The following is a 26,677-nucleotide window of genomic DNA, read 5'->3' as shown; positions in this document are numbered from 1 at the left end:
GCAAAAATGATACAATAACCCAAAAAATAAAATCTCTATTTAAAAATCCAAAAAAGCCTGGAAGAAATATGTTATAATAGTTTAATTAAGAGAGACTTTCTTCTCAGTATACTTCCGCTATAGCTATAGAAAGAAGCGATATAGGATTGCAATTTCGTAATGTGCTTTATAAATTTATGCAGTAAGCTATCCTTGCCCATTTTTTTCTGAAAAAACTTTGTAGAATCTCTCAGTTCATGAATGTTCTAAATTTAATATACTTTATAGATAAGCGATATCGTACCATTATATGCATTAACTAGGAAAAGCCAGCGAACAAGTATCATGCTACCAAAAGGTAAAAAAGCGCATTTTATCTGTCTGAATCAAACAATAAAATTTAGAATGAGCTCTTTGAGAATAGTAATTCTTTGAATCCACATGAAAAACCCAACCGAGCACAACGTTCACCATCTAGTTCTCTGAAATACACAATTAAATAAAACATAAAAAGATAATATGAGAAAATCATGAAATACCCTTAATGTTTCATTATATGTGTTAAAATTGAACATACTGATTGCCTAGTTTCCTCAATCAATTTTTCAATACGAAGCAAATCAGGCTCTCCAACACTGCTTAATAAAAGATCACTTAATCCAGGTGGCATATCACTAGGATCGAGAAAATCATTTAAGCAAAGCCGCATAATTTGGCTCAAATTCGTATAGAGACCATAGGCATGATGTAAATCAAAAATAAATGACTGATTAAGAAAACTATTCGGTAAATGCGCTAAAATATTCTCTGTAGTTGCTCCAATCCGAAAATCAATCACATGCGTAATAACAGCAAATTGGGCAATAAATTCTAGATCCATAATACCACCAAGCATCGTTTTTAAATCCCATCGGCTTTTTGGCGGTTTTTCTTTTTCAATCAAAGTACGCATTTCACATACTGCTTTTGCAACACTCTTCTTATCACGAGGAAAAGCAATAATTGTACAAACTTCATTTTCTAACTTTTGCAAAAAATCAGAATCCCCAGCGATGCCTCGTGCTCGTGTTAAAGCAAGATGTTCCCATATCCACGCTTGCCCGCGATAATAGTTCTTAAAAAATTGAAAAGAAACAGCAACAGGCCCCTTATTGCCTAATGGCCGTAATCTTAGATCAACGGCATAAAGAACACCTTGGCTTGTAAGAGTAGATAAAGCTGTAACCAAACGCTGTGTCAAACGGGTATAATATTGAGGAATATAGAGAGGTTTTTCTCCATCAGATATTTCAGCATCCTCATCATGTTCATAAAGCAAAATAAGGTCAACATCCGAACCAGCAGTTAATTCGCGACTTCCCAATTTCCCCATACCCAGTATGCCAACATGTCCTCCTTTAATACTGCCATGAAGACGAGAAAATTCCTTTTTAACTACAGCAAACGTTTTTGCAATCATAAGATCGGCAAGTGCAGTAAATGCAAAGCCTGCTCTTTCTCCTGTAATTGCTCCGTTCAAAATCCGAATACCAATCAAAAAACGTTGCTCATCAGCAAAAATCCTTAAATTATCAAGAATTTCTTCATAAGAAGAAACACCCTCAAGAAAACATTCAAGCCGTTTTTCTAAGTAAGCCTTTGTAGGCAATTCTGAAAAAATAGTCGGATCTAACATCCCATCAAAAACATGTGGTTTGCGTGTAATAATTTCTGCAAGACGTGGAGCAGCTCCCATGATAAGCACCAACATATCCAAAAGAGAGGGATTGGACTGTAAAAGACTAAAAAGTTGAATTCCAGAAGGTAAACCTTGTAAAAAACTATCAAAACACAACATCACTTCATCAGCCCGTTTTGTCGCGCCAAAAGCTTTTAAAAGTGCTGGAGTCAATTCCGTTAATCTCTCACGCGCTTCGGCAGATTGCGTAGCTTTATAGCGCCCACAGTGGAGTGTACGCATAATACGACAAATATCACTCACTCTTTCAAAACCTAGACGACTTAATGTTATCAATGTCTCTGGATCATCCTCTTCTCCTGTAAAAACTAAATTGCCAATTTCTAAACCAAGTTCTTGCTCGTTCTCAAATAACGCTGCATAATGCTTTTCAACAACCTGAAGCGTTTTTAATAAATCACGGATAAAACTGCTCTTCTCTTGATAGCCCATCAAATATGCAACACTTGTGAATTGAGAAACATCGTTTGGAAGAATATGCGTTTGTTCATCTGCAAGCATTTGGATACGGTGTTCCACATTTCGCAAAAAAACATAACTTTTTATCAAGCTATCTCTCGTTCTCTCACTAATCCAACCAAGCTTGTGAAGTTCTGTTAACATTGCAACTGTCTGGCGACCACGTAATTGAGGAAAACGCCCACCAGCAATGAGTTGTTGTGTCTGGACAAAAAACTCAATCTCACGAATACCCCCACGCCCTAATTTTACATTATGGCCATAAGCAGCAATTTGACCATAATTTTTATATGCATGAATTTGACGTTTGATCGAATGGATATCAGCAATAGCAGCATAATCTAAATATTTCCGCCATACATAAGGAAAAAGCTCTTTAAGAAAGTTAAAGCCAGCCTTCTTATCACCAGCAACTGGACGTGCTTTAATCATAGCTGCCCGCTCCCAATTTTGTCCACGTCCTTCATAATAACGCAACGCAGTCCTTACTGGTAAGGCCAAAGGGGTTGAATTTGGATCCGGTCGAAGGCGAAAATCGAGACGGAAAACATATCCATCCACGGTACGCTCTTGAATGATACGGATCAATCGGCGTACCATTTTAGAAAATACATCAACACTCTCAGAAAGATCACCAATATGAGGTGACATTTCATCAATGAAAACAATAAGATCAATATCAGAAGAATAATTCAGTTCTCCTGCCCCCAATTTTCCCATTCCTAAAATGATTAAACCACAGTCTTTTTCTGGATCATCACGGCTCAACAAACTTATCTTACCATGATCGTGCGCTTCTCTTAAAAGAAAACGCAGCGCTACACCTAATGCAGCTTCCCCCAAACGTGTTAACCAAGTGCATGAAATTTCGTAAGTAAAGACGCCACTCAAATCAGCTAAAGCAATGAGAACATGTGCTTCTCTTTTTTTACATCTTAAAGCAGCCATCAATAAAGTTTCATGTATGGATTCACTTTTATCAATGAGAGAAATATCATCTATAATTTCGCTCAATCTTGTTTCTATACCAATATGCAATAATGGACTAAGATAAGATGGATTAGCAATTAAAACTTCACGCAAAAAAGGAGATAAAGTCATGACCGCACTTATAAATTCAATTTGCTTTCCCTTCTCTAAAATGATGGAAACGAGCGACTCTAAATTTTCTTGCTTCGCTTGTTCTTCAAGGTTTCTTAGCCATTGAAAACCACTCTCATCAAGTGGACATAAAGAGAGAAGCTCTGTTTTTAAAAAAGCATTTTTCATCTATACTCCCCTAGAAAAGTATTTCATCTTTTTTCTATTGCATTATATTCTAAGGAAAAATAATTATAGCTCTTCAAGTAATGCAGCAAAAACATCTTTTAGGGAAATAATAAAACAGCCCTAAGCCCTGGATTTGCATCTTCAAGTAATAACTCACCTCCGTGAAGTTTCATAACAGCTTTTGCTATACTTAAACCAATACCAAAACCGGGCTGTGTACGACTTTCTTCAAGGCGAACAAAGCGTTCTGTTACTTTTTCACGTTTACCGGCTGCAATTCCTGGACCATTATCGCTGATAACAACTAACACATGTCCATCACGATATTCCATCGATAAGCAAACCTGTGTCTTCCTTCCATCTTCAGATGCATATTTAATCGCGTTATCAATCAGATTAAAAATTGACTGCGCAATAAGCTCACGATTTAACTTAAGCTCTTTATCAAATGTATCTCCTAACTGAAGTAAAATACCTGATTCTTCAGCAAAAGGTTCATAAATTTCAACGGCATCTTCAAGGATCAATTTCATATTCATAACCTCAAGATGCTCAATTGCACTGCTAGCTTCAATACGTGAAATCATTAAAATCGCATTAAAGGTACGAATAAGTTGATCTGATTCAGCAATGACAGCATCAAGTACCTGGCGATATTCAAGCTTTGTCTTTTGCACAGAAAGCGCTTCTTCAGCACGATTTCTAAGGCGTGTTAGCGGTGTTTTCAGATCATGAGCAATATTGTCTGATACTTGACGCAAACCAACATTTAATTCTTCAATACGATCTAACATAACATTAAGATTAGCAGACAATCGATCAAACTCATCACCTACTCCAGAAATAGGCAAACGCCCACTGAAATCACCATCCATTAAGCGCTGTGATGCAGCTGTGACATGATCAATCCTTTGTAATGCGCGTCTACCAACAAAAAACCATATGAGTAAAGCCCCTCCAACCATTGCCGCAAGAGCAATCATGACAGCTTTACGAATAACTGCTGCAAAACGTTCTGGTTCATCCAAATCTCGCCCTATAAGAATCTTCATAGCATTGGGCAAAGCAACAACAATTGCCAAAGCACGGTGTTCACTTGTTTTGCCATGTTCTCCAAAACGTGAATACAAAAAAGAATTTGCAATAAAACCATTATGCTTCAAAAGACCTAATTCAATACGCGCAACGTTGCCTGCTAAAATGCGCCCCATAGGATCAGTAACAAGATAAAGAAAAGCTCCTGGTTGCCGTGAACGATAATCAATAGTGCGTATTAATAAAGAGAGCCCACCATAATTATAAGCATTTTCAATATATCTTAATTCTTCATGTAAAGCCTGCTCCGTTTGCTCCATTAACAACGAAGCAGAAAAAGCTGTCATATAAATGGAAAGCCCTATTGCAACTAACCCAAACAATAAAATATAAAGTGCTGAAAGCCTTACCGCAGTTGTGCGCATTATATTGATCAGACGATTCATTTTTTGTTATCTGGTGCTTTCAACATATATCCAGCCCCACGCACTGTATGCAGAAGAGGGACATCAAAGTCTTTTTCAATTTTTGCTCTCAAACGGGATATATGAACATCAATGACATTTGTTTGCGGATCAAAATGATAACCCCAAACATTTTCTAAAAGCATAGTGCGTGTCACAACCTGTCCAGCATATCGCATCAAATATTCAAGTAAACGAAATTCTCGCGGTTGCAATACGATATTTCTCTCACCTCGTTTCACTGTATGTGCTAAACGATCAAGCTCAAGATTTCCTACACAATAAACCGTTTCTGCTTCTTTAGGATTTTTACGCCGCTGTAACACTTCAACACGCGCAAGAAGTTCAGAAAAAGCATAAGGCTTTGTTAAATAATCATCGCCCCCCGCACGCAAACCCGTCACACGATCATTTACTTGCCCTAAAGCTGAAAGAATGAGAACGGGTGTTTCATTGCCTTTAGCACGCAATTCAGAAATAATAGAAAGCCCATCACGATGTAAAAGCATCCGGTCAACAACCATAACATCATAATTTTCTGTTTCAGCTAAAGCATATCCGGTATCGCCATCATAGGCAACATCAACTGAATGTCCTGCCTCCAAAAAAGCTTTTTCGAGATAACGCCCCGTCTCACAATCATCTTCGATAACGAGTATCTTCATAAAACGTATCTCCGTTATTCTTATCAAATTGCGCTGTAGGACAAAAATCTATAAGATTTCCGCCCTACTACAAACAAAGGGTTATTTTTTGAAAATTGGAAGAGCAACAAAACGATTTTGATCATTTGTTCGCACTTGTAGAAGTATGGCTGATCGCCCTAGCTTTTGAGCATTCTTGATTGCATCGGTAATATCAGAGATCTTTTTAGCAGATTTATTATTAACTGTCACAATCACATCACCGGGGCGTATTCCCTTATCCGCAGCGTCTGAATCCGCATCCACATCAGTTACAACCAACCCTACACCATCCTCAGAAGGAGCAATAATCAAACCATAATCTTCCAATGTTTCATCTGAGTCACTATGTTCATTTGAATATTTTGAACTCTTCTCATTCTTACCTTCGTCTTCAGGCATTGAAGCAAGTTTAACCTTGATATTATCCTCCTTACCAGATCTCCAAATCCTCAAAGTCACAGTTTCCCCCGGTCTCACATTTGCAATACGCTTTGCCAGTTCACGAGAATCATTAATTTTTTCATCATTCACTGAAATAATGACATCACCTGCCTTGATACCCGCCTTTGCTGCCGGCCCTTTCAGTGGATCAGTCACCAAAGCACCTTTGGCTTCTTTTAGACCCATCGAATCAGAAATCTCCTTTGTCACAGGCTGAATCATAACTCCAAGCCAACCACGCTGAACTGAACCTTTTTCAATAAGTTGTTGCACAACCTGTTTTGCTGTCACTGCCGGAATAGCAAAAGCGATTCCAACATTTCCTCCGGAAGGAGAAAAAATTGCTGTATTAACTCCAACAACCTTCCCATCAAGATCAAAAGTTGGACCACCAGAGTTTCCTCTATTAACAGCTGCATCAATCTGAATAAAATCATCATAAACACCAGTGCCAATATCACGTCCTCGTGCCGAAACAATACCTGCTGTCACAGTTCCACCAAGGCCAAATGGATTTCCAATTGCAACAACCCAATCACCAACGCGAAGCTTTGAATCATCGCCAAAATCAACATAAGGGAATTTTCTTTTGTCATTTACTTTCAAGACTGCAAGATCAGTTCGCGGATCTTTCCCAATGAGCTTTGCATCTAATTCTGTACCATCATCAAGAATAACAGAATAACTTGTGCCATCAGAAATCACGTGATTATTGGTCACAATATAACCATCAGACGAGATAAAAAAACCTGATCCAAAAGCTATAGGACGAAGTCTCTGTGAACGCGATGAAAATTTGTTTTTAGGCTTATTTAAATCATAAAACTCTTTAAAAAACCTTTTCAAAGGATGCTGATCTGGCAACTGATCAATACCTGGACCATTAAAAAAATTGCTAAAAAATCCCTCTTCTCTCTTTTTATTACTCTTCACTTGCACTGCAACAACTGCAGGTTTTACTTGAGAAACAATATCTGCAAACCCTTGTTGTTGTACTAATGAAGTCAAGACAGAATTTGCATGAGCCGTTGTTGTCCATAAACTTGATCCACATCCACTAAAAAACAGTGCACTTTCCAACGCAGCAGAAAAACTCACTGCGGCTAATGTTTTAAAGAAAGTTTTTTTAACCATTTGGCATATGCTCCTATAAACAATATTTTTCAGAATGCGATCACTTATAAAACAGTAGACCTTACTGTTTTCTGTCTAAATTGTTAAAGTTTCGTAAGGTTTAAGTACATAACAACATATCATTATTAACAAAGTTGAATGACAAATTAAAAACTCAATTTTTCTTCACATAGCATCTCCTTGTAGTATAATAGTATTTTTGACTGTTTTTCTTCATCTACATTCAAAATCATTATTTTTGAATTTTCGTCGCCTTATCTGAAAAAATATGGTGCTTACACCAATGATAAGAATGATCAAAGGTGACAGCCATAAAAACCAAGTTGTTCTATTAAATGTCGGCTTTAGGAGAATAAATTCACCATATCGCTCAACAAGAAAATTAATAACTTGTTGATCAGTATAGCCCATTTTTAATCGTTCTCGAATTAAAAGCCGTAAATCACGTGCTAGGGGAGTATCTGAATCATCAATTGATTGATGTTGGCAAACGGGACAACGCAAACGTGATGAAATATCTCGTGCGCGTGATTCAAGAACTGTATCCTTTAAAATTTCATCCGGCTCCACTGCTATGACTAACTGCAAAGGAAAAATTATGATTAAAAAAAATAAAGTCCAAAGCAATATATTTTTCATCTCAATGCCTTTTCAAAAAAGTTAAAGCAAGAAACTTCCTTTTGCGTCCCCCGATGCGGAACCAATAACCTAGAAGAGAAAGGCCTCCTCCTATAGCCATCATGAACACTCCCAACCAAACACACATTACGTAAGGTCTCCACCATATATGCACAACAAGTCCCCGATCATCTATACGTCCTGGCACAATATATAACTGTGATAAGCCATGATTTTGAATACCAACTTCCGTTGTTGAGGTATTTTGGCTTGAATAGAACCGCTTTGACGCTGTTACTTTGCGCATAGCACTTTTATTTTCATGTATTGTAAAATGGAACTCCATTGCAGAATAATTCTGACCAGACTTATCGTGCACTTCATCAAAATAAAGCGTTTTACCTGCTATCGTTACCATATCCCCTATATGCATGGTTAGAATACGCTCTTGTGTAAAAGTTGCAACACAAGTAATACCAAATAATGTAACGCCTAACCCCATATGCGCCATTACAGCACCAAAAACAGACCATGGTAATCCAATAAACCTCTTAACCCGCACCTTAAAAGCTGTCTTGCGATGTCCACTCTTCTCCCAAAGAACAGCTACACTGCTTAAAAAAACAAAAGCTGAAAGTCCAATTCCTAAAACAGCAAAAATATCACGCAAAGATGTAGCATAAAATGTTATAAAACAGATCGCACAAACTAATGCAAAAACAAACCATAGCCGTTCAAAAATTGCGAGAAAATCACCGCGTTTCCATGCCATCATTGACCCAAATGGAGTCAATAACAATAATAACATCATTAAAGGTCCACAGGTAATGTTAAAAAAGGTGGCACCTACAGAAATTTTTTGTCCGGTAAATGCCTCAATAAAATAAGGGTAGAGCGTACCAATTAATACCGTTGCCGTTATCGTTATGAGTAATAAATTACTTAAAACAATAAAACCTTCACGTGAAATTGGCTGAAATAATCTTCCTGTTTTCAAAAGAGGTACGCGCAAAGCAAAAAGAAAAAAAGCCCCCCCTGTAAAGAAGAATAAAAGTGCAAGAATTGCCTGCCCCCGTGTTGGATCAACAGCAAAACTATGAACAGATATTAAAAAACCAGAACGAACAAGAAAAGTTCCCATAAGAGAAAGGGAAAAAGTAAGAAGGGCTAAAAATAAAGTCCAACTTTTTAATGTCTCTCTCTTTTCAAGCACAAGAGCAGAATGCAAAAAAGCCGTTCCTGAAAGCCAGGGCATAAACGAAACATTTTCAACTGGATCCCAAAACCAATAACCACCCCATCCTAGCTCATAATAAGCCCAATAAGACCCAACCATAATACCTAATGTCAAAAAACACCAAGAAAGTAAAAGCCAAGGACGAACCCACCGCGCCCAAAGCCCATCAACATGTCCTATAATTAATGCTGCTATTGCAAAAGAAAAACAAAGGGAAAAACCAACATAACCTAAATAAAGAAGTGGTGGATGAATTGCTAAAGCAATATCCTGTAAAAGAGGATTGAGATCTTTTCCCTGTAATGCTGGTGGATTAACACGTAAAAAGGGGTTAGACATAAAAAGAATGAATAAAAGAAAAGCGCTTGTGATCCAACTTTGGCATATTAAAATGAGTACCTTAAACTGTTCTGGCACATGTTGGCTAAACAATGCCATCAATGTGCTAAAGAAAGCGAGACTCAAAACCCATAATAACATGGATCCTTCGTGATTTCCCCAAACACCAGTGATTTTATACAACATCGGTTTTTCCGAATGAGAGTTCTCAACAACATTCAAAACAGAAAAGTCAGATACGACATAGGCGTAGACAATAATCAAAAAAGATAAGAACAATAATGTAAAGGTAATATATGTTAGGGGAATAGCTGTTTGCATTACCGAACGCTCCCTCCACAAAAACCCCAAAGCAGGTAAAAAAGCTGCTAGTAAACTTACTGCAAAGGCTGCAGATAAAAAAATATGACCTAGTTCGACAAGCACAACCGAATTATTTCTCCACATTGTGATGTTTGTTTAAACGATCAGCTGTTTCTTTAGACATATAAGTCTCATCATGTTTTGCTAAAATACGCGTCCCTATAAAAAAATACTGTTTATCGAAATATCCTTCCACGATAATCCCCTGACCTTCACGAAAAAGATCAGGTAAGATACCATTGAAAGTTACTTTTTCACGTTTTATGTTGTCTGTTACAAAAAAAACAACGCCCTTCTCTCCAACATACTCAACCGTTCCCTTTTCAACAAAACCGCCTAAACGTAAAGGACGTCCCGTTATAATATCTTCTCTTGTAATTTCAGATGGCATTCGAAAAAAACTTACTGTATTATGCATTGCATACATAATAAGACTCGCTGCAATTGCTATAATCAAACAATATAATAAGACTAGCAGCAATCGCTTTTTTTTTCGCTGCTTTAAAACACTCCTCAATGAAGAAGAGTTATGGAATGAGTAGCTCTTCATAGATTGTCTGCGAAAATTCTTTTATAAATGCAGTATATAAAAACATTTACTATTCACATGCCTTATCTCGCAAAGAAGCTTGACATATCTTGCATATGGACGCGACTTTTTATCCAATCTCAACACTCTTAAATACCCTCTCCTGCTTAATAACCTAAACTGGCTAAAATTACTTTTCTCAGTATTTTAATCAGATACATCACGTAACCGCATGATCATGGCTTCAACACGTGATCGTCCTGTAAAATTTTCAGGCATTGCATTAAGAAAATCTTGTAAAAACTGTACTGCCTGCACAGACTTCCCCGCCTGATAAAGCGCTTCAGCGATTAATAAACGAGGATAAAAATCTTTTGGTGCTAAATCCGCTGCTTTATGAAACACATTTTGTGCTTCTTGCGTCATTATTCCACCCCCATAACCAACCAACGCCAACCCATATCCCACAAGTCTTGGAGCCGTTTCTCCATTCAAGCGCAGTGCATCTAAATAAGTGTTTACTGCATCCTGAAATTGACCTCCCTCGAGGTACCCTAGTGCTAACACATCTGCTAACTTGCCATCATAGGGTGTGCGAAAAAAAAGGGCTTGTAGACGAACAAGCTGTTCCTGCTTACTAAGCGTTTTTGGATCTTTGTCCATTAAGGTGCTAAAATAATAACTTTTAGCTTCTGGATTACCTATAATACCGTAAATGCTCCACGTCACAAGAAGAACAAACAAAATACTTAAAGCTTTAAGAATATGATTATTTTTATAATGGGTATAAGTCTTATCAAAACCAATCGAATACACATAATTTCTATAACTCTTAATGGTACCAGCTCTCCGCTTTTCTTTTGTTCCATAATTATGGAGCGAAAGAAAAAGAATACATGCTAGAAAAATGAGAAAAAATGCGGCCAAAACTAGTAACAGCATATCACTTTGATACCAATCCGAAAATCAAAAAATGTAGACAATTTATACTCTTCCCTTATGCATGAAAACACTGATGTAAAACGAGAGATTTCCATTTTCTTATGGATAGTATCATAAAATTTATCATTTATTTTTCTCATATGCATCAAGGACAACAAAATTTTATTTTTCTATTTTCATCATGAACAGATATTATCACTTAAAATTCTAAAATAATACTCTGCTCTCTTTAATCTTTGTAAAAAGACTACTGCATGCTTACAAATTTCAACATATATTTTCTGATTAAAAAGTAAATATGTTTATCCCCGCTTTGGTAATACAACTTTTACACATAACCCACCCAAAGCAGAACGTGACAAAAAAAGATTTCCACCATATTCATTAACTAGATCTGAAACAATCGATAACCCTAATCCCGTCCCTGGCTTACTTTCATCAAATCGACGTCCCCTTTTTAAAGCTTCATCAATTTTGTCTTCTGTTAAACCAGAGCCATCATCTTCTATGAAAATATTAAAAGATTCTGCTTTTTCGATATTTTCTTCTACACGACAAGAAATCAGAACTTTTGTGCGAGACCACTGAGCAGCATTTTCAATCAAATTCCCTAAAATTTCCTCTAAATCTTCCCTTTCACCAGAAAAAATTATATCATTGTCCTCCATAACAAGTTGAAAAGCTTTTTCAGGATTAAGCTTTTCCATAACTCGTATTAAACGATCAACTACTCTGCGAACGGATGTATGATAAATGATACTATCGCATTGTGCGGCAATCCGTGCACGCTGAAGATAATGATTAATTTGGGCTTGCATTATTTGCGTTTGCTCTCTCAGTAAAAGAACCTGTTCTCCATCCATCTTATCAACCTCATTTATAATCACTGATAGGGGAGTCTTCAATGAATGTGCAAGATTACCAACCTGTGTGCGAAACCGTTCAATAATACGTTGATTGCTGTTGATGAGAGCATTCATTTCTTGCGCTAGCGGCATGACTTCGCTTACTAAATCTGTATTGACATAGTGAACCCTGCCTTTGCGGATATCATTCAATGCACGTCGAATAAGCTTTAACGGCTGAAAACTAAAGAAAATAAGGGCAATGTTAATAAGAACACTCCCTATACCAAAACTCCAAAGAAAAATTTGTAAAATCCTCTGAAATTCCTGTACTTGCGCATGTGCTTCATCGATATTCCCAATGAGGCGAAAACGTGCAACACGATTTTGATTATCAAGAACAACATCGCTCTCAATGACCTGTAGATTTTGTCCATCACCTCCCTTGATTCGATACGAACGAAAGAATTTGTTGTCAAAAGGTATATCGGCCTCACTTGGTGAAAATATTTCCCCTGTTCCCAATGACGGAGAAGTTAATCTTCCTTTTAGATTATCTGATATTGCAACAACTTCCCAATACCACCCCATTGTAGGATCTGAATAATGAATATCATCAATTCCAACACTCCCTCTTAAATTCCCCTCTGGTGACACCGTTACCGTGGCGATGAGACTATAAAGCTGAGCAAAAAGAATACGCTCTAAATTTTGTTCACTTGAGCGTCTGTAAAATAAAATACTGACTGTAGAAATCGATGAAAGCGAAATAACAACCCATAATGTTGATAAGATCATAACGCGTAAACTAAGAGATCTACTAACGAAAAAAAATAGCCTTTTAAGCCGGTTATTCTTTTTTAAAACATTCATTGATCACCTGGTGTTCTCACGCGATAGCCCATCCCTCGGATAGTTTCAATTAAATCCACTCCAAGCTTTCTGCGTAAGCGACCTACAAAAACCTCAATCGTATTTGAATCCTTATCAAAATCCTGATCATAAAGGTGTTCGATAAGCTCTGTCCTTGAAACCACTCTATCACAATGATGCATGAGATATGAAAGAAGCCTGAATTCATAGGATGTTAATTTAATCAACTGGCCATCAACAAAAACACGAGAAGTTTTAGTATCTAACATAACACTACCACAGCATAACGTGCTTGTCGCATGACCAGTAGCTCGACGAATTAACGCCCGCAACCGCGCCATTACTTCTTCCAAATGGAATGGCTTAACAACATAATCGTCCGCACCTGCATCAATCCCCCGCACTTTATCAGACCAACGATCCCGCGCTGTTAGCATCAAAACAGGCATGCTGTACCCTTCTGCACGCCATTTTTCCACAACACGAATTCCGTCTATATGTGGTAAACCAATATCAAGTATCACAGCATCATAAGACTCTGTGCTCCCTAAAAAATAAGCCTCTTCACCATCGAAAGCACTATCTGAAATGTAACCCGCACTTTTCACAGCTTCTGCTAATTGATGGTTGAGATTTCGATCATCTTCGACAATTAAAATACGCATCACAACATCTGACAAACGCTAATCGGCGGGAACAAAAATTTCAACACGGCGCAGCTTTTCACCCTCACGGGCCGGTACAACAACCACAATCATACACATATCCTTTCCATCCTGAACAACCGGTTTTGAACGAACCAAAACTCCATTCTCTTGGGCAGCAACTTTTCTACCTACTTCAGCACAACCAGCAGCTAGAACAGAATCCGCCCCTAAAAAAACTACTATTATTATGAATAAGAAAAATTTTTTCATCATAGATATTTCATAATTCATTTTAGATGAATAGAGGATGAACAATGTTTCTTTATTCAAAAACTACATCAGAATAATAATTTACCCTCTGTGTAACAAGATAATGGCGCTAAAAATTTCAAACTAAAATCTTTTTAAAAATTATAAAATAATGAAAAAAGATGATTCTAAATAAATATAAAAACTGTATAAATAATTTATGATAAATAAAATATCACTATATAAACAATAAACGCTTTCTCTGTTAGCACTATAGCAAAAAATTACTTTCGCTCCATATAATTACTATAGATTTGTTTGGTTGCGTTACTTTGCAATGGGCTCTCTTTAAATGTTTAATTTTTTTAAAAAAAAGAAAGGACAACATCATAAACTCTTTCTCAGCCCTACACTTATTGAATTAGATGCACTATTCGATACAGTGCTTTATCGCATACGATCTGCCCACAGTTTCTTCTGGAATAGAGCAAAAATCATCTCACAATCTTTTCGTATCCGAGGATGGAAACGTTTTATAGTAGAAATTCTCGATGAAACGCTGACATTAGGATTGATTGGCTTTGCTCTTTTCACCATCGTTGGTATTTCTGTTTTCCAATTAACAAAAGAAAATTGGTCTTTACCTAAAAAATTTTCTATTCTTTTTCTAGATCGCTATGGAAATCCCATCGGTCACCGCGGTGCATTACCAACAGTGTTTGTTCCTGTTGAAGAAATGCCCGATTATGTTATTAAAGCGGTTCTTGCAACAGAAGATCGACATTTTTTCAATCACTGGGGGATTGATTTACAAGGGCTTACACGAGCAATCTCGCAAAATATGCAAGCTAAGGGCATTGTTCAAGGTGGTTCAACTCTTACCCAGCAACTAGCAAAAAACTTGTTTTTAACAAATGAGAGAACTATAACACGCAAAATTAAAGAAGCCTATCTTGCTCTTTGGCTAGAAGCAAATTTCAGCAAAAAACAGATTTTACAACTTTATCTTGACCGTGCATATATGGGAGGAAATAATTTTGGTATTGCAGCAGCTGCAAAATTTTATTTTGGAAAAAACATACGTTATATATCCCTCAGCGAATCTGCTATGTTAGCAGGACTTTTCAAAGCCCCAAGCAAATATGCTCCTCATAGTCACCTCTATTCCGCACAAACACGTGCCAATGTGGTCCTTGCTAATCTTGTTAATAGTGGTTTTATGACTGAGAGCCAAATTATCAACGCTCATCGTCATCCTGCCAGAGCACTGCCAAAAATAAAAACTACGCAACCTGATTATTTTCTTGATTGGGCATTTGACGAAGTAAAAAAAATGGCTGACCAACTTCCAAGCCATAATTTAATTATTCAAACTACTCTCGATCCGAATATTCAAAAAGCAGCAGAGGAATCAATAGCGTATCATTTACAGCAATATGGTCAACAATATCACGTCACACAAGCTGCTGCCGTTATACTCGACAATAACGGCGCTGTCTGTGCAATTGTTGGAGGTGTAGATTATAAAAAAAGCCAATTTAACAGAGCAACACAAGGTGGGAGACAACCTGGTTCTTCGTTCAAACCTTATGTTTATGCACTCGCAATGGAACATGGGTTATCCCCTTCAACAATCGTCTTAGATGCTCCCATCAATTGGGGAGGCTGGTCACCAAAAAATAACTCTGGTCGTTATCTTGGTAAAATTGATTTAGCAACGGCTCTAGCTTTTTCCATCAACACAGTTCCTGTCTATCTGACCTACCAATATCTTAACCGTGATACAAAACCTATCATAGATCTTATCAAAAATATGGGGATTGATGCACATATTTTATCACATAAAACTATGATTCTGGGTACATCCAATATGACACCCATGGATCAAGCAACCGGTTTTAATGTCTTTGCTAATGGAGGAATGGCTGGAAATCGCCATGTTTTCACGCAAATTAGGACAATAGATGGGCATGTGATATGGGACTTTGAGCATAACGGAAATAAACTTCATCGAGTCCTCAGTAGCCAATCAGCAGCTTATATGAACCAAATGATGGTTGGTGTTACAACACGAGGATCCGGTAAACGCGCCGCCCTCCCCATGACTCTTGTTGCCGGAAAAACTGGAACATCACAATCCTATCGCGATGCGTGGTTTGTTGGCTTTACCGGTAATTATACGGGAGCTGTATGGATGGGTAATGATAATTTTTCACCAATGAATCGCGCTTTTGGCGGTGGTGTTCCTGCCATGATATGGCATCACATCATGTTTGTTGCACATCAGAACATCATGCTCAAACAACTCTATGGTGTTAAAGACTCTCTCCTTCCTTATCAACCACCAACACTCCCTTCCCATAATGATTCTGAATTTGCACCCCCAATACCCTACAGGCTCTCACCTAAAACATTGAATATTGTAAGTTTGATTAATAACAATCTAAAAAAAACATCTGCACTCTCTTTGAAAAGGGAACCTATCGGAACCTCAAAACCTTGAATTCGAGATATCTTATCATGTTTGTCAAAATTATAATGCCCTTTTTCATTTTTGCTTTTTCCATTTTATGCGGAACATTGAGTGTTGATTATGTACTCAATTCCTTTAATAATTTTGGACGTTTTACAATTGGCAAATGGAGTGCTTACCCTCAAGTGGGAACGTCCAACACTGATCCCTACACTCGCGCACGCACTGCTAAACGAGGTGATATTTCAATTGGACGCACAGAAGGTCTTGTTTTCCAAATTTGGAAAGATACCCACGGACGTCCACTACGCCCCCATTGCCATTACTTACTTAAAGGCCACATCCCTGAAGCACGTCTTTTTACCGTTTATACAGCTGACAGATCACTCAAACCGTACACTGCATCTAAAGAAATACCTTTCGAACTCTATACCGACAACATTACCTATGAAAGTGATGGCTCGTTACGCATCAACATCTCAACACAACCGCAAATCGGCAATTGGCTTGCAACAGTTAGCCAAAAAGAATTTGGGCTTATTCTCACCTTATACGATACCTCAATCATCTCTGCAACGGCATTGCAAAAGCTTACGATGCCATCGGTAGAACAGATTCCATCAGGACAAATAAACTGTGATTAGGTTCATTCACGCCGCGCTTCTTGCAATTATTGGCGCTACTATTGTGCATATTTGCGTTCTCTTTCTCATACCCTATTGGGTACAAAATAATATATGGACAGAGCTTAAAAAATCAGGAGCCCCTTATCAATTTGTTGACCTGGATGCAAATAATCCTATTCAGCAGACTACCGATCCGCTCTTCCTTCTTAAAGTCTGCAGATTTGATCTTGAAAATGGCCCTGTTCATTTAAAGGCTTTGAAGACAACACAATTTTGGTCACTCGCAGCCTACACACACGACGGAATTATTTTCTACAGTCTTAATGATCGAACGGCCCCTGATGCTACACTCGATCTTATCATTGGAAAACCAATACAAATTATAGAGCTCAAACAAGCAAAGCCTAAAAACAATGTCAATTCAGTTTTGGTTGCTAAAAATTTGAATAAAGGTTTTGCACTCTTACGTATCTTCGCCCCCTCCTTCCTTGCAAAGAAAGAAAGCGAAGCCTTCTTTTCATCTGCAACCTGTCGCATATTGAATGAATAAAAGTACAGTAATCTTTACTGCACAAATGCTTCTTTCTATAAGCGTGAATAAAAGTATATCAAAATGGTTATTTTCAACCTTCATCAACTGAATATCAGAATGAAAATGCAATTCTTATTGCAACTTTAAAAAACTGAATTTTTTGTTGCAGTAAAAAAATCATTCATCATGATCGCTACAACAACTGCTTCTTAAAATATAAATCTTGCCAAACAAGTACATGAAAAACGATCTATTGATTATAAATATGAAAAAGAATACGATCTTTGTTGCAGATAAGCTCATCTTTTAGTTTCATAAGGTAAGATATCTGTTGTTTCATAGTGATCATTCATTATTTACTTCTTTATATGTTATCTAAATTTTCAATATTAATTTTTAAGTAATTAAGAACTTTCATTCAATCATCATCAGATAATTTGTTAGTACTTACTTAAAGTTCAAATATGACAGCTTTCTCTCTGAATTTATTTCTATGTGCTTACAAATTATTCTTATAAAACTGGCCAGATATTATGATAAACTACAAAAAGAATGGTTATTACCTTCAATGAAGGCACTAAAATAATTACTGGAAATTTGACGAATATAATATACCCTTGATCTCAAAAACCAGTGCTTTACTTTTGTTGTATGACCAGAAGCTTTTTAAGATACAAAATCTGAAAAAAATTTTGCTTAGGGTTTACAGTTGAGGAAAAGAACACTTCATGCAAAAAAAATATATTCGGTTAATCTCAAGGGCAGCGGTGTGGTCTCCTCGTTTTGGCGGGTTAGCATTCTTTATTTTGTTATTTTCAATCCTGTTACAGCGCTTTTCTGTAATTAATGTCATTGATTTCATCATTCTCATTATCATTTCTGCCTGCTGTGTTGCTATTGCTCTTTTTCTTGCATTCAAAGCACTTTATAGTTTATGGATGTATGGTGCTCTAGGAGGCATGAAAGCTTTAAAAGGGATCATTTATTCATTGATCACTGCTACACCATTAGTGTTATTTTTTGTATTTTGGTTTGCTTTTCCAGCTCTTTATGATGTTTCTACTGATACACAAAACCCACCAGCTTTTTTTCGCGCAGCACGTCCCCGTGATGCTTTACTGCTTAAGAATGTTTTGGTTGAACAAGCAGCATTACAAATGTCGAAATGGCCAGAAATGTCAGGACGCCGCTATGATGGCTCATCTGATCGTATTCACAATTCAGTTCTCAATGTTTTGGCAACTTACGATTGGCCTGTTGTGGCTCAACGGAAGTTTAAAGGTGAAAAAAATGAGATTTATATCGAAACGATAGCAAAAACTTTTTACCTTGGTTTTATTTCGGACATTGTAATACGTTTGACCGATGAGGGTGATACAACTTTTGTTGATATGCGCTCTGCTTCGCGTTATCTGCCGAGAGATTTTGGGTCTAATGCTGCATTTATTATCAATTTTATGGATGCACTTGATACAGAAATCGCTTCACTCCCTCTTCCTCAAGATGATGAGTAAAAATTTAAAACTATTGTATGCTCTTTTTTGTAACGTTGTTTATCTATAAAATAAAGTTTTCACTGTGCGGAAACGAACAAATAACTTATCATCTGCCAACTCCCATAAGCACATTGGCCATCTCTTGACAATATTCCCCCATTTATAGAAACTTTCCAATGCATAAATTAAGATATTTGAATTAGAACTCTCAATTCATATACCATCGTAAATTGTTTTATACCATGAAAGATCTTAGTATAAAATTAGAGAATGGGATTGATACAATAAGCTAAAGGATATCCCTTATAGGCGTATATTTTGTAATAAGGAAATAAATTCATTAAGACATTAAAATACATATATTATAAATTTATATAATAAATAATAATACTTATTATCATTAATGATGTTTTTATAGTTTATTTAAATATATAATAATTATTTAATTTTATAAATAATATATTAGATGATATAATAAAAATCATGTATTATTATAAATACCATAATTTCTATGTATAGCGCTTTTCTACAGCTTATTGCCAATTATAATGGTTAAATCTAAATAACAAAGTACATACAAAAATGCCTATAATTATCAGAAGAAATAAATTTATAACTTTATAGATAACATTCATAACAAAAAAATCAAAATAAGATCTATATTATCATAGATATCTCTAAAATCAGTTGTGCCATAGCTTTTAAATTATGTTCACAATATTACCGATCTCAGAAATATCTTTCTAGCTATTTCCAATAAATTAGAAACAGCATTCCTTCACTTTATCGATGACATTGATGGTAATTACCTGCAACGGCTCAACTAGCTCCTTCTATTCTGGCTGCCATTACTCCATCGAGAAAGCCTCCAACTGCACCATTTAATCATCCCTCTACAAGACTCTTCATGTTCTTTTTATAGAGATAACTACTTATGTTATAACCTTCATAGTAAAGAAAAGCTAATTTGTATTAATATATAAACTTGAACTGCAAATTTTATATATTTAAATTTATTATGATGTACTTCAGATAAAGTGCAAAATTATATTTAAAAAAATAATAAAATCATAAAAGATACATTTATATCGTTATTAAACTTAATCTTATCACTATTGTTTTGCACACATGTACTGGACGATCCTCTTTGTTATCAGGAGGTTATAAACTGCATCTCACCTTTTCAGTGCGCAGAAAAGCTTTATAAACAATGCATATCAAACCAAAAGCATCCGCACCATGACTGGATCAATCATGCTCGGCCCCTAAACCAATATTGCGTTTCTCATCCCATTTCTCATGATACCAATTTAGTGCCCTACGACCCGCTAGGGTCGTCTCTTCATTAAACCAAACAGAGAGGAGAATACATCGCACTGCCTCTATCCGCATCTTGACAGCTACCACCCCTTGATTAGGGGATTACTTGCATTTCAAAACTCTCATCATTTAAAGCGCTTTCAAAACTCACATTGTGTACACGGTCTCTTATCTAGAAAAATAAGCACTCAAATACTCCACGGCTTATTTAGCCATTGCTTGGTAATGTGTTGCCTTTGCAAGTGACAGGGGAGGATGGTGGTGCGATTTAAATGATAGGGCGCGTGGCAATAGCACCTTTGGTTCATGACAACGAGACAGATTAAGATTGTACCAAAGCTTATACCGATATTTACAAGTAAAGCAAGCGGTAAGAGCGGCCTCTTTCAAAAGACGTGTTGTTTTATTTGGCACACCTTTTACTCACCCTTGACCCGCTTTTGAGGGCGTTCTTTTTGCAAGTTTTTCGGTGATTTTAATATGTGTTTCTTTTTGTAAATAAAACAATAAATTGTAAATAAGACAATAAAAAAAACCGCAAAAGCAGAGCTCTGAACAATCAGATAAACTTATAAGAGAGGTTATACCTTTTCCGTAATTTTAGACGCAACCCGACAGGTACAGCAACGCTATAAAATACTATTGCCCCATCCTGACAATAAAAAAATCACGATATTGTGTATTTTTTATTTTACACACCTAAATTTAGTGTCTTTAACAACAAATGAGATATCATTGTATCTACCAAACGAATCAATTACATGACTGACGATTAATAAAAAGGAGGGGGGGGAATTAATGTTATTTTTCAAAAAAGCAGTTTTATTAGAAATAAACATTATTGAAATGTTTCTTTTCAGTTGCGCGGAGAGTACTACTCAGATACAAGCTCCCCAAGTTAATAACCAAACTAGAAAAGCTGTTCAATTGGTACATTATCATAGGATTCAGGCTTTTTTAACTGGTACGGCGGAATCTGATCCATATGGATCAGAACGGGATACGCTGAGAACATATAATGCAACAGGGATTAAAAAAATCGGCATACGGATTGCGAAAATTAGCAGCCACACGCTGCTATGCTGGTGCTACAGTTTTGCAAATGAAAGCGCTTTTTGGCTGGACAGAAGATAAAATAGTATCCCTTCATACCAAAACAGTCGATAGAAAACGCCTCGCAAGAGAAGCCATAAAAAAAACTTCAAAAAGGTTAGAGCAATGTGCGACAGCTAAAAAACAAACCAAAGCCCCATCAAAATTATAAACGAAATCAAAGCGACGTTTGAGGTGCATTAGAAACCAGAGGAGAAATAGGTGGTTGTGTCTGTTGCATTGTTTGCCATAAATTATAATTCGTTTGCATATCCAACCAAAATTTTGCTTTACTAAAACCAGCTAGTTCTAATTTCACTGCAAGTTGGGTACTCATAGAAGCATGACCGTTAATCACTCTTGATAGAGAAGCTCTTGTCATATGGAGATGATCAGTTAATTTTTGTACTGTTACCCCCATTTCTTCTAAGAAAGCTACTTTTAGAACTTTGCCCAGATGTGCGGGGTTATGCATCATTTGTTTTAGTTCCTTTCATCAATGGCAATCTTGATAATAAACAAGCTCCACATCTGCTCCTATAAGCGAAAAGTAACACGCCAAGCTCCATTCACCCATATAGAACAGTATCCTGTAAGCGTACCTTTAAGAGGACGCTTTTTAAAGGCAGGTGTTCTCAACATTTCAGACGTCGTAGCACTTGTTAAAGCCGTTAAGATAACGCATAATCTCTTTACATAATCTGGCCAAATAGCTTTTGTGGAACCTTTTGTATAAAATAATTTTAAGTCCTTGCATTTGAAACGCACAATTGCCATTAGCGCCCCTTATCGTATATTAGTACTATACGATTAATAAAAATAAGAGTCAGGAAGATACTAGAAAATCTGATTACATATTTGGATAAAATGATTGAGAATAATCTACAAAAAGGTTCGGGATAGACAGAAAAATAACTCAACAAAATCAACGGAATTAAAATCCCGAACTTTTATACAACCTATTGATTTGATTATATTGGCTGGGGTACCTGGATTCGAACCAGGGAGTGCCGGTACCAAAAACCGGTGCCTTACCGCTTGGCTATACCCCAAAAGAAAAACACGCTCACAGCTATTTTTGCACCTTATAGCGATTCCCACGACTATGCGCAATATCTGAAAATAAAAGCTTTTACTTTTTTATCATAAAGTTTTGAAATTTTATTAGTGTTGTCTTGATGCAAAATGCGTGAAAACCATATTAGCATATCATTTTAACATAAGGAATGGCTCTTAAACTATCAGTTATTTGATATTTTTCATATTTTGCTATCTTATTTATCCATTTTATGGCAACATGAAATGTAAATTTTGTGCTTTACTGATGTATTTAGAGATATTATGGACTGCAATTTTCTTTATACACTCAAATCTAAGCTCTCTAAATGAAACAGAGAGACTTTACGCGTTGATGATTTTGGGGCTTCTTAATCACAGTCTCTATTTTTAGTCGTTCTATGTAAACCAATTCATCTGACCTTACTTACAGATTAGGCGAATAATGCGTGAAAAACATAAAATTATGTTCTCATAAACAAGCGCATTAGCGCATTGAAGACAAATATCTGTAAACTATCAAATGCCATTGGACTTATAAAAGTTTCTAAAGTCTATACAAAAATCTATAGTATTTGCCGAAATAGAATCGCTCACACTCTGTTACGAATACTGTGATAAAATAGTGGTATACTCATGAATAGGGGTGGAAAAACTTCGCAAATATTGAAAACAATTGGTGTGGTATTTTGACAATAATTTCAGGAAACAAAAAACAAACCTGAATAGCTATATAAATTTACCTTTATGGCTTTCAATGAAATAGTATACCATTCTTAAATAAAATATGATATTTTTTGAGTTCACAGATGGAAAAAATCTTGAAAAACAATATACTATAAACTAATGGTATTTTAGTTGATTAAGCGCGTATACTTAGAAATACCTTTATGAAAAGATGATCGTCAAAATTAATTTCATATAAAGAGGTATTCAACATTTGCTTTTAGATTCGGTAAATGGCAAATGAAGTTTGTGAAGCGAGCTTTAATTAGAATCGAGGAGATTTTTAAATGGCTTTTGAATTGGCGCCGTTGCCTTATGATTATGATGCCCTTTCCCCTTATATGTCACGCGAAACGCTTGAATATCACCATGATAAGCATCACCTCGCTTATCTTACTAATACCAATAATTTTGTGAAAGATTTAGGCTTAGAAAATGAAAGCCTTGAAGATATTGTTAAAAAAAGTTTTGAAAAAAATACTGCGTTGTTCAATAACGCAGCACAATATTATAATCACAACCATTTTTGGCTGTGGATGAAAAAAGACGGTGGTGGTCAAAAACTTCCTGAAAAATTAGCAAAAGCTATTGAAGCTGATCTAGGTGGTTATGACAAATTCCGTGCTGATTTTATTGCTGCTGGTGCTGCCCAATTTGGTTCTGGTTGGGCGTGGATTGCTGTTAAAGACGGCAAACTTGAGATTATGAAAACGCCTAATGGTGAAAATCCTTTAGTTCACAATGCTCAACCTATTTTGGGTGTCGATGTGTGGGAGCATTCCTATTACATTGATTATCGTAATGCGCGCCCAAAATATCTCGAATCTTTTGTGGATCGTTTAATTAACTGGGATTATGTTTTGAAACTTTATGAAGAGTATGGATTTTAAATTTAGTTTTTTATTTTTATGAAAGGCTCCAAAATCTCATGAATGATTGGAGCCTTTTAAAGAAATTAAAGACGTTTTAATGAATATCGTTTTTTTTCGCTATTTTTAGGATATACGCATACATATATGCAACTTCTTCTAACTTTGAAAAACGTCCTGCTGCACCTGCATGACCTGAGTCCATATTGATGCGTAATAAAATCGCATTATTATCTGTTTTTAATTCTCGTAATTTTGCCACCCATTTCGCAGGCTCCCAGTAAGTTACACGAGGATCTGTTAATCCTGCCATTACAAGTATAGGGGGATAGTTTTGAGCTTTGATATTATCGTAAGGTGAATAGGAAGTGATAAGCTTATAATCCTCTTCTGATTCAAGAGGATTCCCCCATTCGGGCCATTCTGGAGGGGTGAGTGGCAATGAAGCGTCTAACATGGTAGTTAAAACATCAACAAAAGGCACATTCGCTACGATTCCAGCAAAATCCTGTGGAGCTATATTAGCAATGACCCCCATCAACATCCCTCCTGCTGAACCACCTTGAGCAATGAGTCGGTCGTGAGAAGTGAATTTATTGTTTACAAGATAACGCCCACAAGCAATAAAATCTGTAAATGTATTGTGCTTAAAGAAGTGTTTTCCTTTCTCATACCATTCAACTCCCTTTTCTTTTCCTCCACGAATATGGGCAATAGCGTAAATAAAACCTCTGTTCACCAAAGAAAGTACATTGCTATTAAAACTGGCTGGGATGGAGATTCCATAGGCCCCATAACCGTAAAGCAAACAGGGCGCACTACCATCAAGAGGGGTATTTTTATGATAAAAAAGTGAAATAGGAATCTTCTCGCCATCGTCTGCTATTGCTGTAAGACGTCGTGTTATATATGCGTCTTTATTATGTCCAGAAGGAATTATTTGCGTTTTTAAAAGCATTCGTTTGCGACTCTTCATCTCATAATCAAACACTTGATCAGGTGTTGTCATAGACGAATAGGAAAAGCGAATGGTTGGACTGTTATATTCTGCAGCCCCTTGTAGACCTAAAGCATAAGCTTCTTCAGTAAAAGTAATAGAATGAATTTTTTTAGTGGTACGTTCCATTACTTTTATACGCGGAAGACCCTCAAAACGCTCTATCCATACAAGAAAATCTTGATAAGCATCATGGGATAATATTAGACACCCAAGCCGATGTGGAACAAACTCAGACCAATTTTCTGATTGTGGAGACTTATATGGTGCTACCATAATCTTGAAATCTTTTGCGTTATCTAGATTGGTCAGGATATAAAAAACATCACCACCTTCTGTAAGCGAATATTCAATACCTTTTTGTCGTTTTCGTACACATTGGGGAGTAGTAAAAGGCGCCTCAGCAGGGATCAACCAGATTTCTGATGTTTCATGATCATGAATATTAATATAAATAACATCATTAAGCTTAGAACCGCTTACGTGTAAAAAAAATCCTGGATTATCTTCACGAAAAACGAGCTTATCTTGTGATTGATCAGTGTTTAATCGGTGATAATAGAGCTCTGAAGGCCGATGATTTTTATCCATCTTAGTATAGAAAAAACCTTCAGATTTAGCATCCCATACAATTTGACCAGATGTATCAGTGATTGTGTCCATACAATCAGACAATGTCTCAAAATTACGAATTTTAGCTGTATAAAACTCTGCCCCTGTATCATCATAGGTCCATACCACATGTGTATGATCAGGAGCTTCCTGAACCGAACCAAAATTGAAATATTCTTTCCCTTCAGCCAAAACATCACCATTAAGGTAAATGTTCTTTTCTCCTCCATTCCTTTGTGTACGAAAATAATGTGGTTGTTGGCCACCGGTCACATAAGAAAATCCATAAGCAAAAGGACCATGTTTTATAGGAACAGAACTATCATTCTCCTGAATGCGGCTTTTCATTTCAGTAAAAAGCAAATCCTGTATTGGCTTTGTATCAGCCATTTGAGCAACTTGATAAGAATTTTCATTTTCGAGATGATGTCGGATGCTTGCGTCAAGACAATGAGGGTTTTTAAAAACATCTTGCCAATTAGATGCACGTAACCAATGATAAGGGTCAACACGACAAATACCGTGATATGTTTCTTGATGAATGATTTTGGGCGCTTTTGGGGGAATTACAGAAGAGCTGGTCATACACGATCCTATGTAAAAGATGTTGATGATTTCGTTTATATGTTAGAATCATATCATTTATGCAAGTGCATCAATCTACAAATTTTGCTTACTTGTAAAAACGTAGCTGCAATAGTTTTTACAATGACACTATGTATTTCTGTTTATCGCATATCATAGATATTACCTTCTATACGTGTAATGCTGCTTTTATAAAATATAATAGACTAATATAAAATATAATAGACTAAAAAAAATAAGGCGATTTTGTAGCAAAATTGAATTTTTCTTTAAACAGTAGAAATGACTTTAGGATATATATAATAAAATTTATTTTATTAATATATTTAAAATCTTGATATTATCTCATGTAAATAAAAAGTATTTCATGTCTCATTATAAAACATTATGGTGTATTAATTAATAATATTATATGTATATTACATATATATTTATTTTTTATTTTA

Annotated in this window: 20 protein-coding genes, 1 tRNA gene and 2 pseudogenes; 6 read left to right on the top strand and 17 right to left on the bottom strand. The window is 36.2% G+C overall.

What is annotated here, in order from left to right:
- Positions 1-520: 520 nt before the first annotated feature.
- The 11 genes from J7R07_RS01585 to J7R07_RS01535 all read right to left on the bottom strand — a co-directional run bounded on the left by J7R07_RS01585 (position 521) and on the right by J7R07_RS01535 (position 13,871).
- A complete protein-coding gene (locus J7R07_RS01585; protein WP_208435178.1) occupies positions 521-3,445 on the bottom strand; it encodes a bifunctional [glutamine synthetase] adenylyltransferase/[glutamine synthetase]-adenylyl-L-tyrosine phosphorylase in 2,925 nt (974 codons plus the stop codon).
- 98 nt (positions 3,446-3,543) lie between these two features.
- The gene (locus tag J7R07_RS01580; RefSeq protein WP_208435177.1) at positions 3,544-4,926 is read right to left on the bottom strand and encodes a sensor histidine kinase; all 1,383 of its coding nucleotides are present in this window, start codon (positions 4,924-4,926) and stop codon (positions 3,544-3,546) included.
- On the bottom strand, positions 4,923-5,609 hold the full coding sequence (locus tag J7R07_RS01575) for a response regulator transcription factor (protein ID WP_208435176.1): 687 nt from the start codon (positions 5,607-5,609) through the stop codon (positions 4,923-4,925). Before J7R07_RS01575 ends, J7R07_RS01580 begins: the two co-directional genes overlap by 4 nt.
- 81 nt (positions 5,610-5,690) lie before the next feature.
- Complete coding sequence (locus J7R07_RS01570; protein ID WP_208435175.1) at positions 5,691-7,205, bottom strand: Do family serine endopeptidase; 1,515 nt, start codon at positions 7,203-7,205, stop codon at positions 5,691-5,693.
- 213 nt (positions 7,206-7,418) lie between these two features.
- The gene (locus J7R07_RS01565; RefSeq protein WP_208435174.1) at positions 7,419-7,844 is read right to left on the bottom strand and encodes a cytochrome c-type biogenesis protein; all 426 of its coding nucleotides are present in this window, start codon (positions 7,842-7,844) and stop codon (positions 7,419-7,421) included.
- Position 7,845: 1 nt separating this feature from the next.
- Entirely contained in the window at positions 7,846-9,825 is a 1,980-nt protein-coding gene (locus J7R07_RS01560; RefSeq protein WP_208435299.1) for a heme lyase CcmF/NrfE family subunit, read from the bottom strand.
- A 7-nt stretch (positions 9,826-9,832) separates the two neighbouring features.
- Positions 9,833-10,312, bottom strand: a complete 480-nt coding sequence (ccmE, locus tag J7R07_RS01555) for a cytochrome c maturation protein CcmE (RefSeq protein ID WP_208435173.1) — start codon at positions 10,310-10,312, stop codon at positions 9,833-9,835.
- 186 nt (positions 10,313-10,498) lie between these two features.
- The gene (locus J7R07_RS01550) at positions 10,499-11,233 is read right to left on the bottom strand and encodes a tetratricopeptide repeat protein (protein ID WP_208435172.1); all 735 of its coding nucleotides are present in this window, start codon (positions 11,231-11,233) and stop codon (positions 10,499-10,501) included.
- 302 nt (positions 11,234-11,535) lie between these two features.
- Positions 11,536-12,951 (bottom strand): ATP-binding protein, encoded by a 1,416-nt coding sequence (locus tag J7R07_RS01545; RefSeq protein WP_208435171.1) that lies wholly within the window; start codon positions 12,949-12,951, stop codon positions 11,536-11,538.
- Positions 12,948-13,616: a response regulator transcription factor gene (locus J7R07_RS01540; RefSeq protein ID WP_208435170.1), complete on the bottom strand. Its 669-nt coding sequence runs from the start codon at positions 13,614-13,616 to the stop codon at positions 12,948-12,950. Before J7R07_RS01540 ends, J7R07_RS01545 begins: the two co-directional genes overlap by 4 nt.
- A gap of 18 nt (positions 13,617-13,634) precedes the next feature.
- The gene (locus J7R07_RS01535) at positions 13,635-13,871 is read right to left on the bottom strand and encodes a hypothetical protein (RefSeq protein ID WP_208435298.1); all 237 of its coding nucleotides are present in this window, start codon (positions 13,869-13,871) and stop codon (positions 13,635-13,637) included.
- Between the two features lie 328 nt (positions 13,872-14,199).
- Between J7R07_RS01535 and J7R07_RS01530 the strand changes: the two genes are divergently transcribed.
- The 4 genes from J7R07_RS01530 to J7R07_RS01515 all read left to right on the top strand — a co-directional run bounded on the left by J7R07_RS01530 (position 14,200) and on the right by J7R07_RS01515 (position 18,992).
- Complete coding sequence (locus tag J7R07_RS01530; RefSeq protein ID WP_208435169.1) at positions 14,200-16,350, top strand: transglycosylase domain-containing protein; 2,151 nt, start codon at positions 14,200-14,202, stop codon at positions 16,348-16,350.
- A 17-nt stretch (positions 16,351-16,367) separates the two neighbouring features.
- Positions 16,368-16,964 (top strand): DUF1214 domain-containing protein, encoded by a 597-nt coding sequence (locus tag J7R07_RS01525; RefSeq protein ID WP_208435168.1) that lies wholly within the window; start codon positions 16,368-16,370, stop codon positions 16,962-16,964.
- Positions 16,957-17,496, top strand: a complete 540-nt coding sequence (locus J7R07_RS01520; protein ID WP_208435167.1) for a DUF1254 domain-containing protein — start codon at positions 16,957-16,959, stop codon at positions 17,494-17,496. Before J7R07_RS01525 ends, J7R07_RS01520 begins: the two co-directional genes overlap by 8 nt.
- A gap of 710 nt (positions 17,497-18,206) precedes the next feature.
- The gene (locus J7R07_RS01515) at positions 18,207-18,992 is read left to right on the top strand and encodes a DUF1499 domain-containing protein (RefSeq protein WP_208435166.1); all 786 of its coding nucleotides are present in this window, start codon (positions 18,207-18,209) and stop codon (positions 18,990-18,992) included.
- Between the two features lie 1,230 nt (positions 18,993-20,222).
- Here the strand turns inward: J7R07_RS01515 and J7R07_RS01510 are convergent.
- Together J7R07_RS01510 and J7R07_RS01505 are read right to left on the bottom strand one after the other, a co-directional pair.
- Positions 20,223-20,463, bottom strand: a pseudogene (locus J7R07_RS01510) (PBSX family phage terminase large subunit); the annotation flags it as partial.
- Positions 20,464-20,498: 35 nt separating this feature from the next.
- The gene (locus J7R07_RS01505) at positions 20,499-20,708 is read right to left on the bottom strand and encodes a hypothetical protein (protein ID WP_208435165.1); all 210 of its coding nucleotides are present in this window, start codon (positions 20,706-20,708) and stop codon (positions 20,499-20,501) included.
- 613 nt (positions 20,709-21,321) lie between these two features.
- Between J7R07_RS01505 and J7R07_RS01500 the strand changes: the two are divergent.
- Positions 21,322-21,558, top strand: a pseudogene (locus J7R07_RS01500) (hypothetical protein); the annotation flags it as partial.
- Positions 21,559-21,564: 6 nt separating this feature from the next.
- Here J7R07_RS01500 and J7R07_RS01495 read toward each other — a convergent pair.
- The 3 genes from J7R07_RS01495 to J7R07_RS01485 all read right to left on the bottom strand — a co-directional run bounded on the left by J7R07_RS01495 (position 21,565) and on the right by J7R07_RS01485 (position 22,438).
- Positions 21,565-21,864: a HigA family addiction module antitoxin gene (locus J7R07_RS01495; protein WP_208435164.1), complete on the bottom strand. Its 300-nt coding sequence runs from the start codon at positions 21,862-21,864 to the stop codon at positions 21,565-21,567.
- Between the two features lie 59 nt (positions 21,865-21,923).
- Entirely contained in the window at positions 21,924-22,163 is a 240-nt protein-coding gene (locus J7R07_RS01490) for a type II toxin-antitoxin system RelE/ParE family toxin (RefSeq protein ID WP_246464814.1), read from the bottom strand.
- 200 nt (positions 22,164-22,363) lie between these two features.
- A tRNA-Gln gene (locus J7R07_RS01485) sits at positions 22,364-22,438 on the bottom strand.
- A 1,017-nt stretch (positions 22,439-23,455) separates the two neighbouring features.
- Here J7R07_RS01485 and J7R07_RS01480 point away from each other — a divergent pair.
- Positions 23,456-24,058, top strand: a complete 603-nt coding sequence (locus J7R07_RS01480) for a superoxide dismutase (protein ID WP_208435163.1) — start codon at positions 23,456-23,458, stop codon at positions 24,056-24,058.
- 76 nt (positions 24,059-24,134) lie between these two features.
- On the opposite strand, the gene J7R07_RS01475 is transcribed toward J7R07_RS01480, so the two are convergent.
- On the bottom strand, positions 24,135-26,231 hold the full coding sequence (locus tag J7R07_RS01475; RefSeq protein WP_208435162.1) for a S9 family peptidase: 2,097 nt from the start codon (positions 26,229-26,231) through the stop codon (positions 24,135-24,137).
- Between the last annotated feature and the right edge of the window lie 446 nt (positions 26,232-26,677).

The sequence above is a fragment of the Bartonella phoceensis genome (assembly GCF_902825145.1).
In the GTDB taxonomy this organism is placed as follows: Bacteria; Pseudomonadota; Alphaproteobacteria; order Rhizobiales; family Rhizobiaceae; genus Bartonella; species Bartonella phoceensis.
The sequence above is the reverse complement of the archived record's forward strand: the minus strand, read 5'-3'. Positions and strand labels throughout refer to the sequence as shown.

Coding starts and splice junctions, on each gene's coding strand:
- J7R07_RS01570 (WP_208435175.1), bottom strand. CDS start 7,205: ATGGTTAAAAAAACTTTCTTTAAAACATTAGCCGCAGTGAGTTTTTCT.
- J7R07_RS01575 (WP_208435176.1), bottom strand. CDS start 5,609: ATGAAGATACTCGTTATCGAAGATGATTGTGAGACGGGGCGTTATCTC.
- J7R07_RS01530 (WP_208435169.1), top strand. CDS start 14,200: ATGTTTAATTTTTTTAAAAAAAAGAAAGGACAACATCATAAACTCTTT.
- J7R07_RS01535 (WP_208435298.1), bottom strand. CDS start 13,871: ATGATGAAAAAATTTTTCTTATTCATAATAATAGTAGTTTTTTTAGGG.
- J7R07_RS01480 (WP_208435163.1), top strand. CDS start 23,456: ATGGCTTTTGAATTGGCGCCGTTGCCTTATGATTATGATGCCCTTTCC.
- J7R07_RS01580 (WP_208435177.1), bottom strand. CDS start 4,926: ATGAATCGTCTGATCAATATAATGCGCACAACTGCGGTAAGGCTTTCA.
- ccmE (WP_208435173.1), bottom strand. CDS start 10,312: ATGAAGAGCTACTCATTCCATAACTCTTCTTCATTGAGGAGTGTTTTA.
- J7R07_RS01585 (WP_208435178.1), bottom strand. CDS start 3,445: ATGAAAAATGCTTTTTTAAAAACAGAGCTTCTCTCTTTATGTCCACTT.
- J7R07_RS01540 (WP_208435170.1), bottom strand. CDS start 13,616: ATGCGTATTTTAATTGTCGAAGATGATCGAAATCTCAACCATCAATTA.
- J7R07_RS01475 (WP_208435162.1), bottom strand. CDS start 26,231: ATGACCAGCTCTTCTGTAATTCCCCCAAAAGCGCCCAAAATCATTCAT.
- J7R07_RS01550 (WP_208435172.1), bottom strand. CDS start 11,233: ATGCTGTTACTAGTTTTGGCCGCATTTTTTCTCATTTTTCTAGCATGT.
- J7R07_RS01495 (WP_208435164.1), bottom strand. CDS start 21,864: ATGATGCATAACCCCGCACATCTGGGCAAAGTTCTAAAAGTAGCTTTC.
- J7R07_RS01545 (WP_208435171.1), bottom strand. CDS start 12,951: ATGAATGTTTTAAAAAAGAATAACCGGCTTAAAAGGCTATTTTTTTTC.
- J7R07_RS01525 (WP_208435168.1), top strand. CDS start 16,368: ATGTTTGTCAAAATTATAATGCCCTTTTTCATTTTTGCTTTTTCCATT.
- J7R07_RS01515 (WP_208435166.1), top strand. CDS start 18,207: ATGCAAAAAAAATATATTCGGTTAATCTCAAGGGCAGCGGTGTGGTCT.
- J7R07_RS01490 (WP_246464814.1), bottom strand. CDS start 22,163: ATGGCAATTGTGCGTTTCAAATGCAAGGACTTAAAATTATTTTATACA.
- J7R07_RS01565 (WP_208435174.1), bottom strand. CDS start 7,844: ATGAAAAATATATTGCTTTGGACTTTATTTTTTTTAATCATAATTTTT.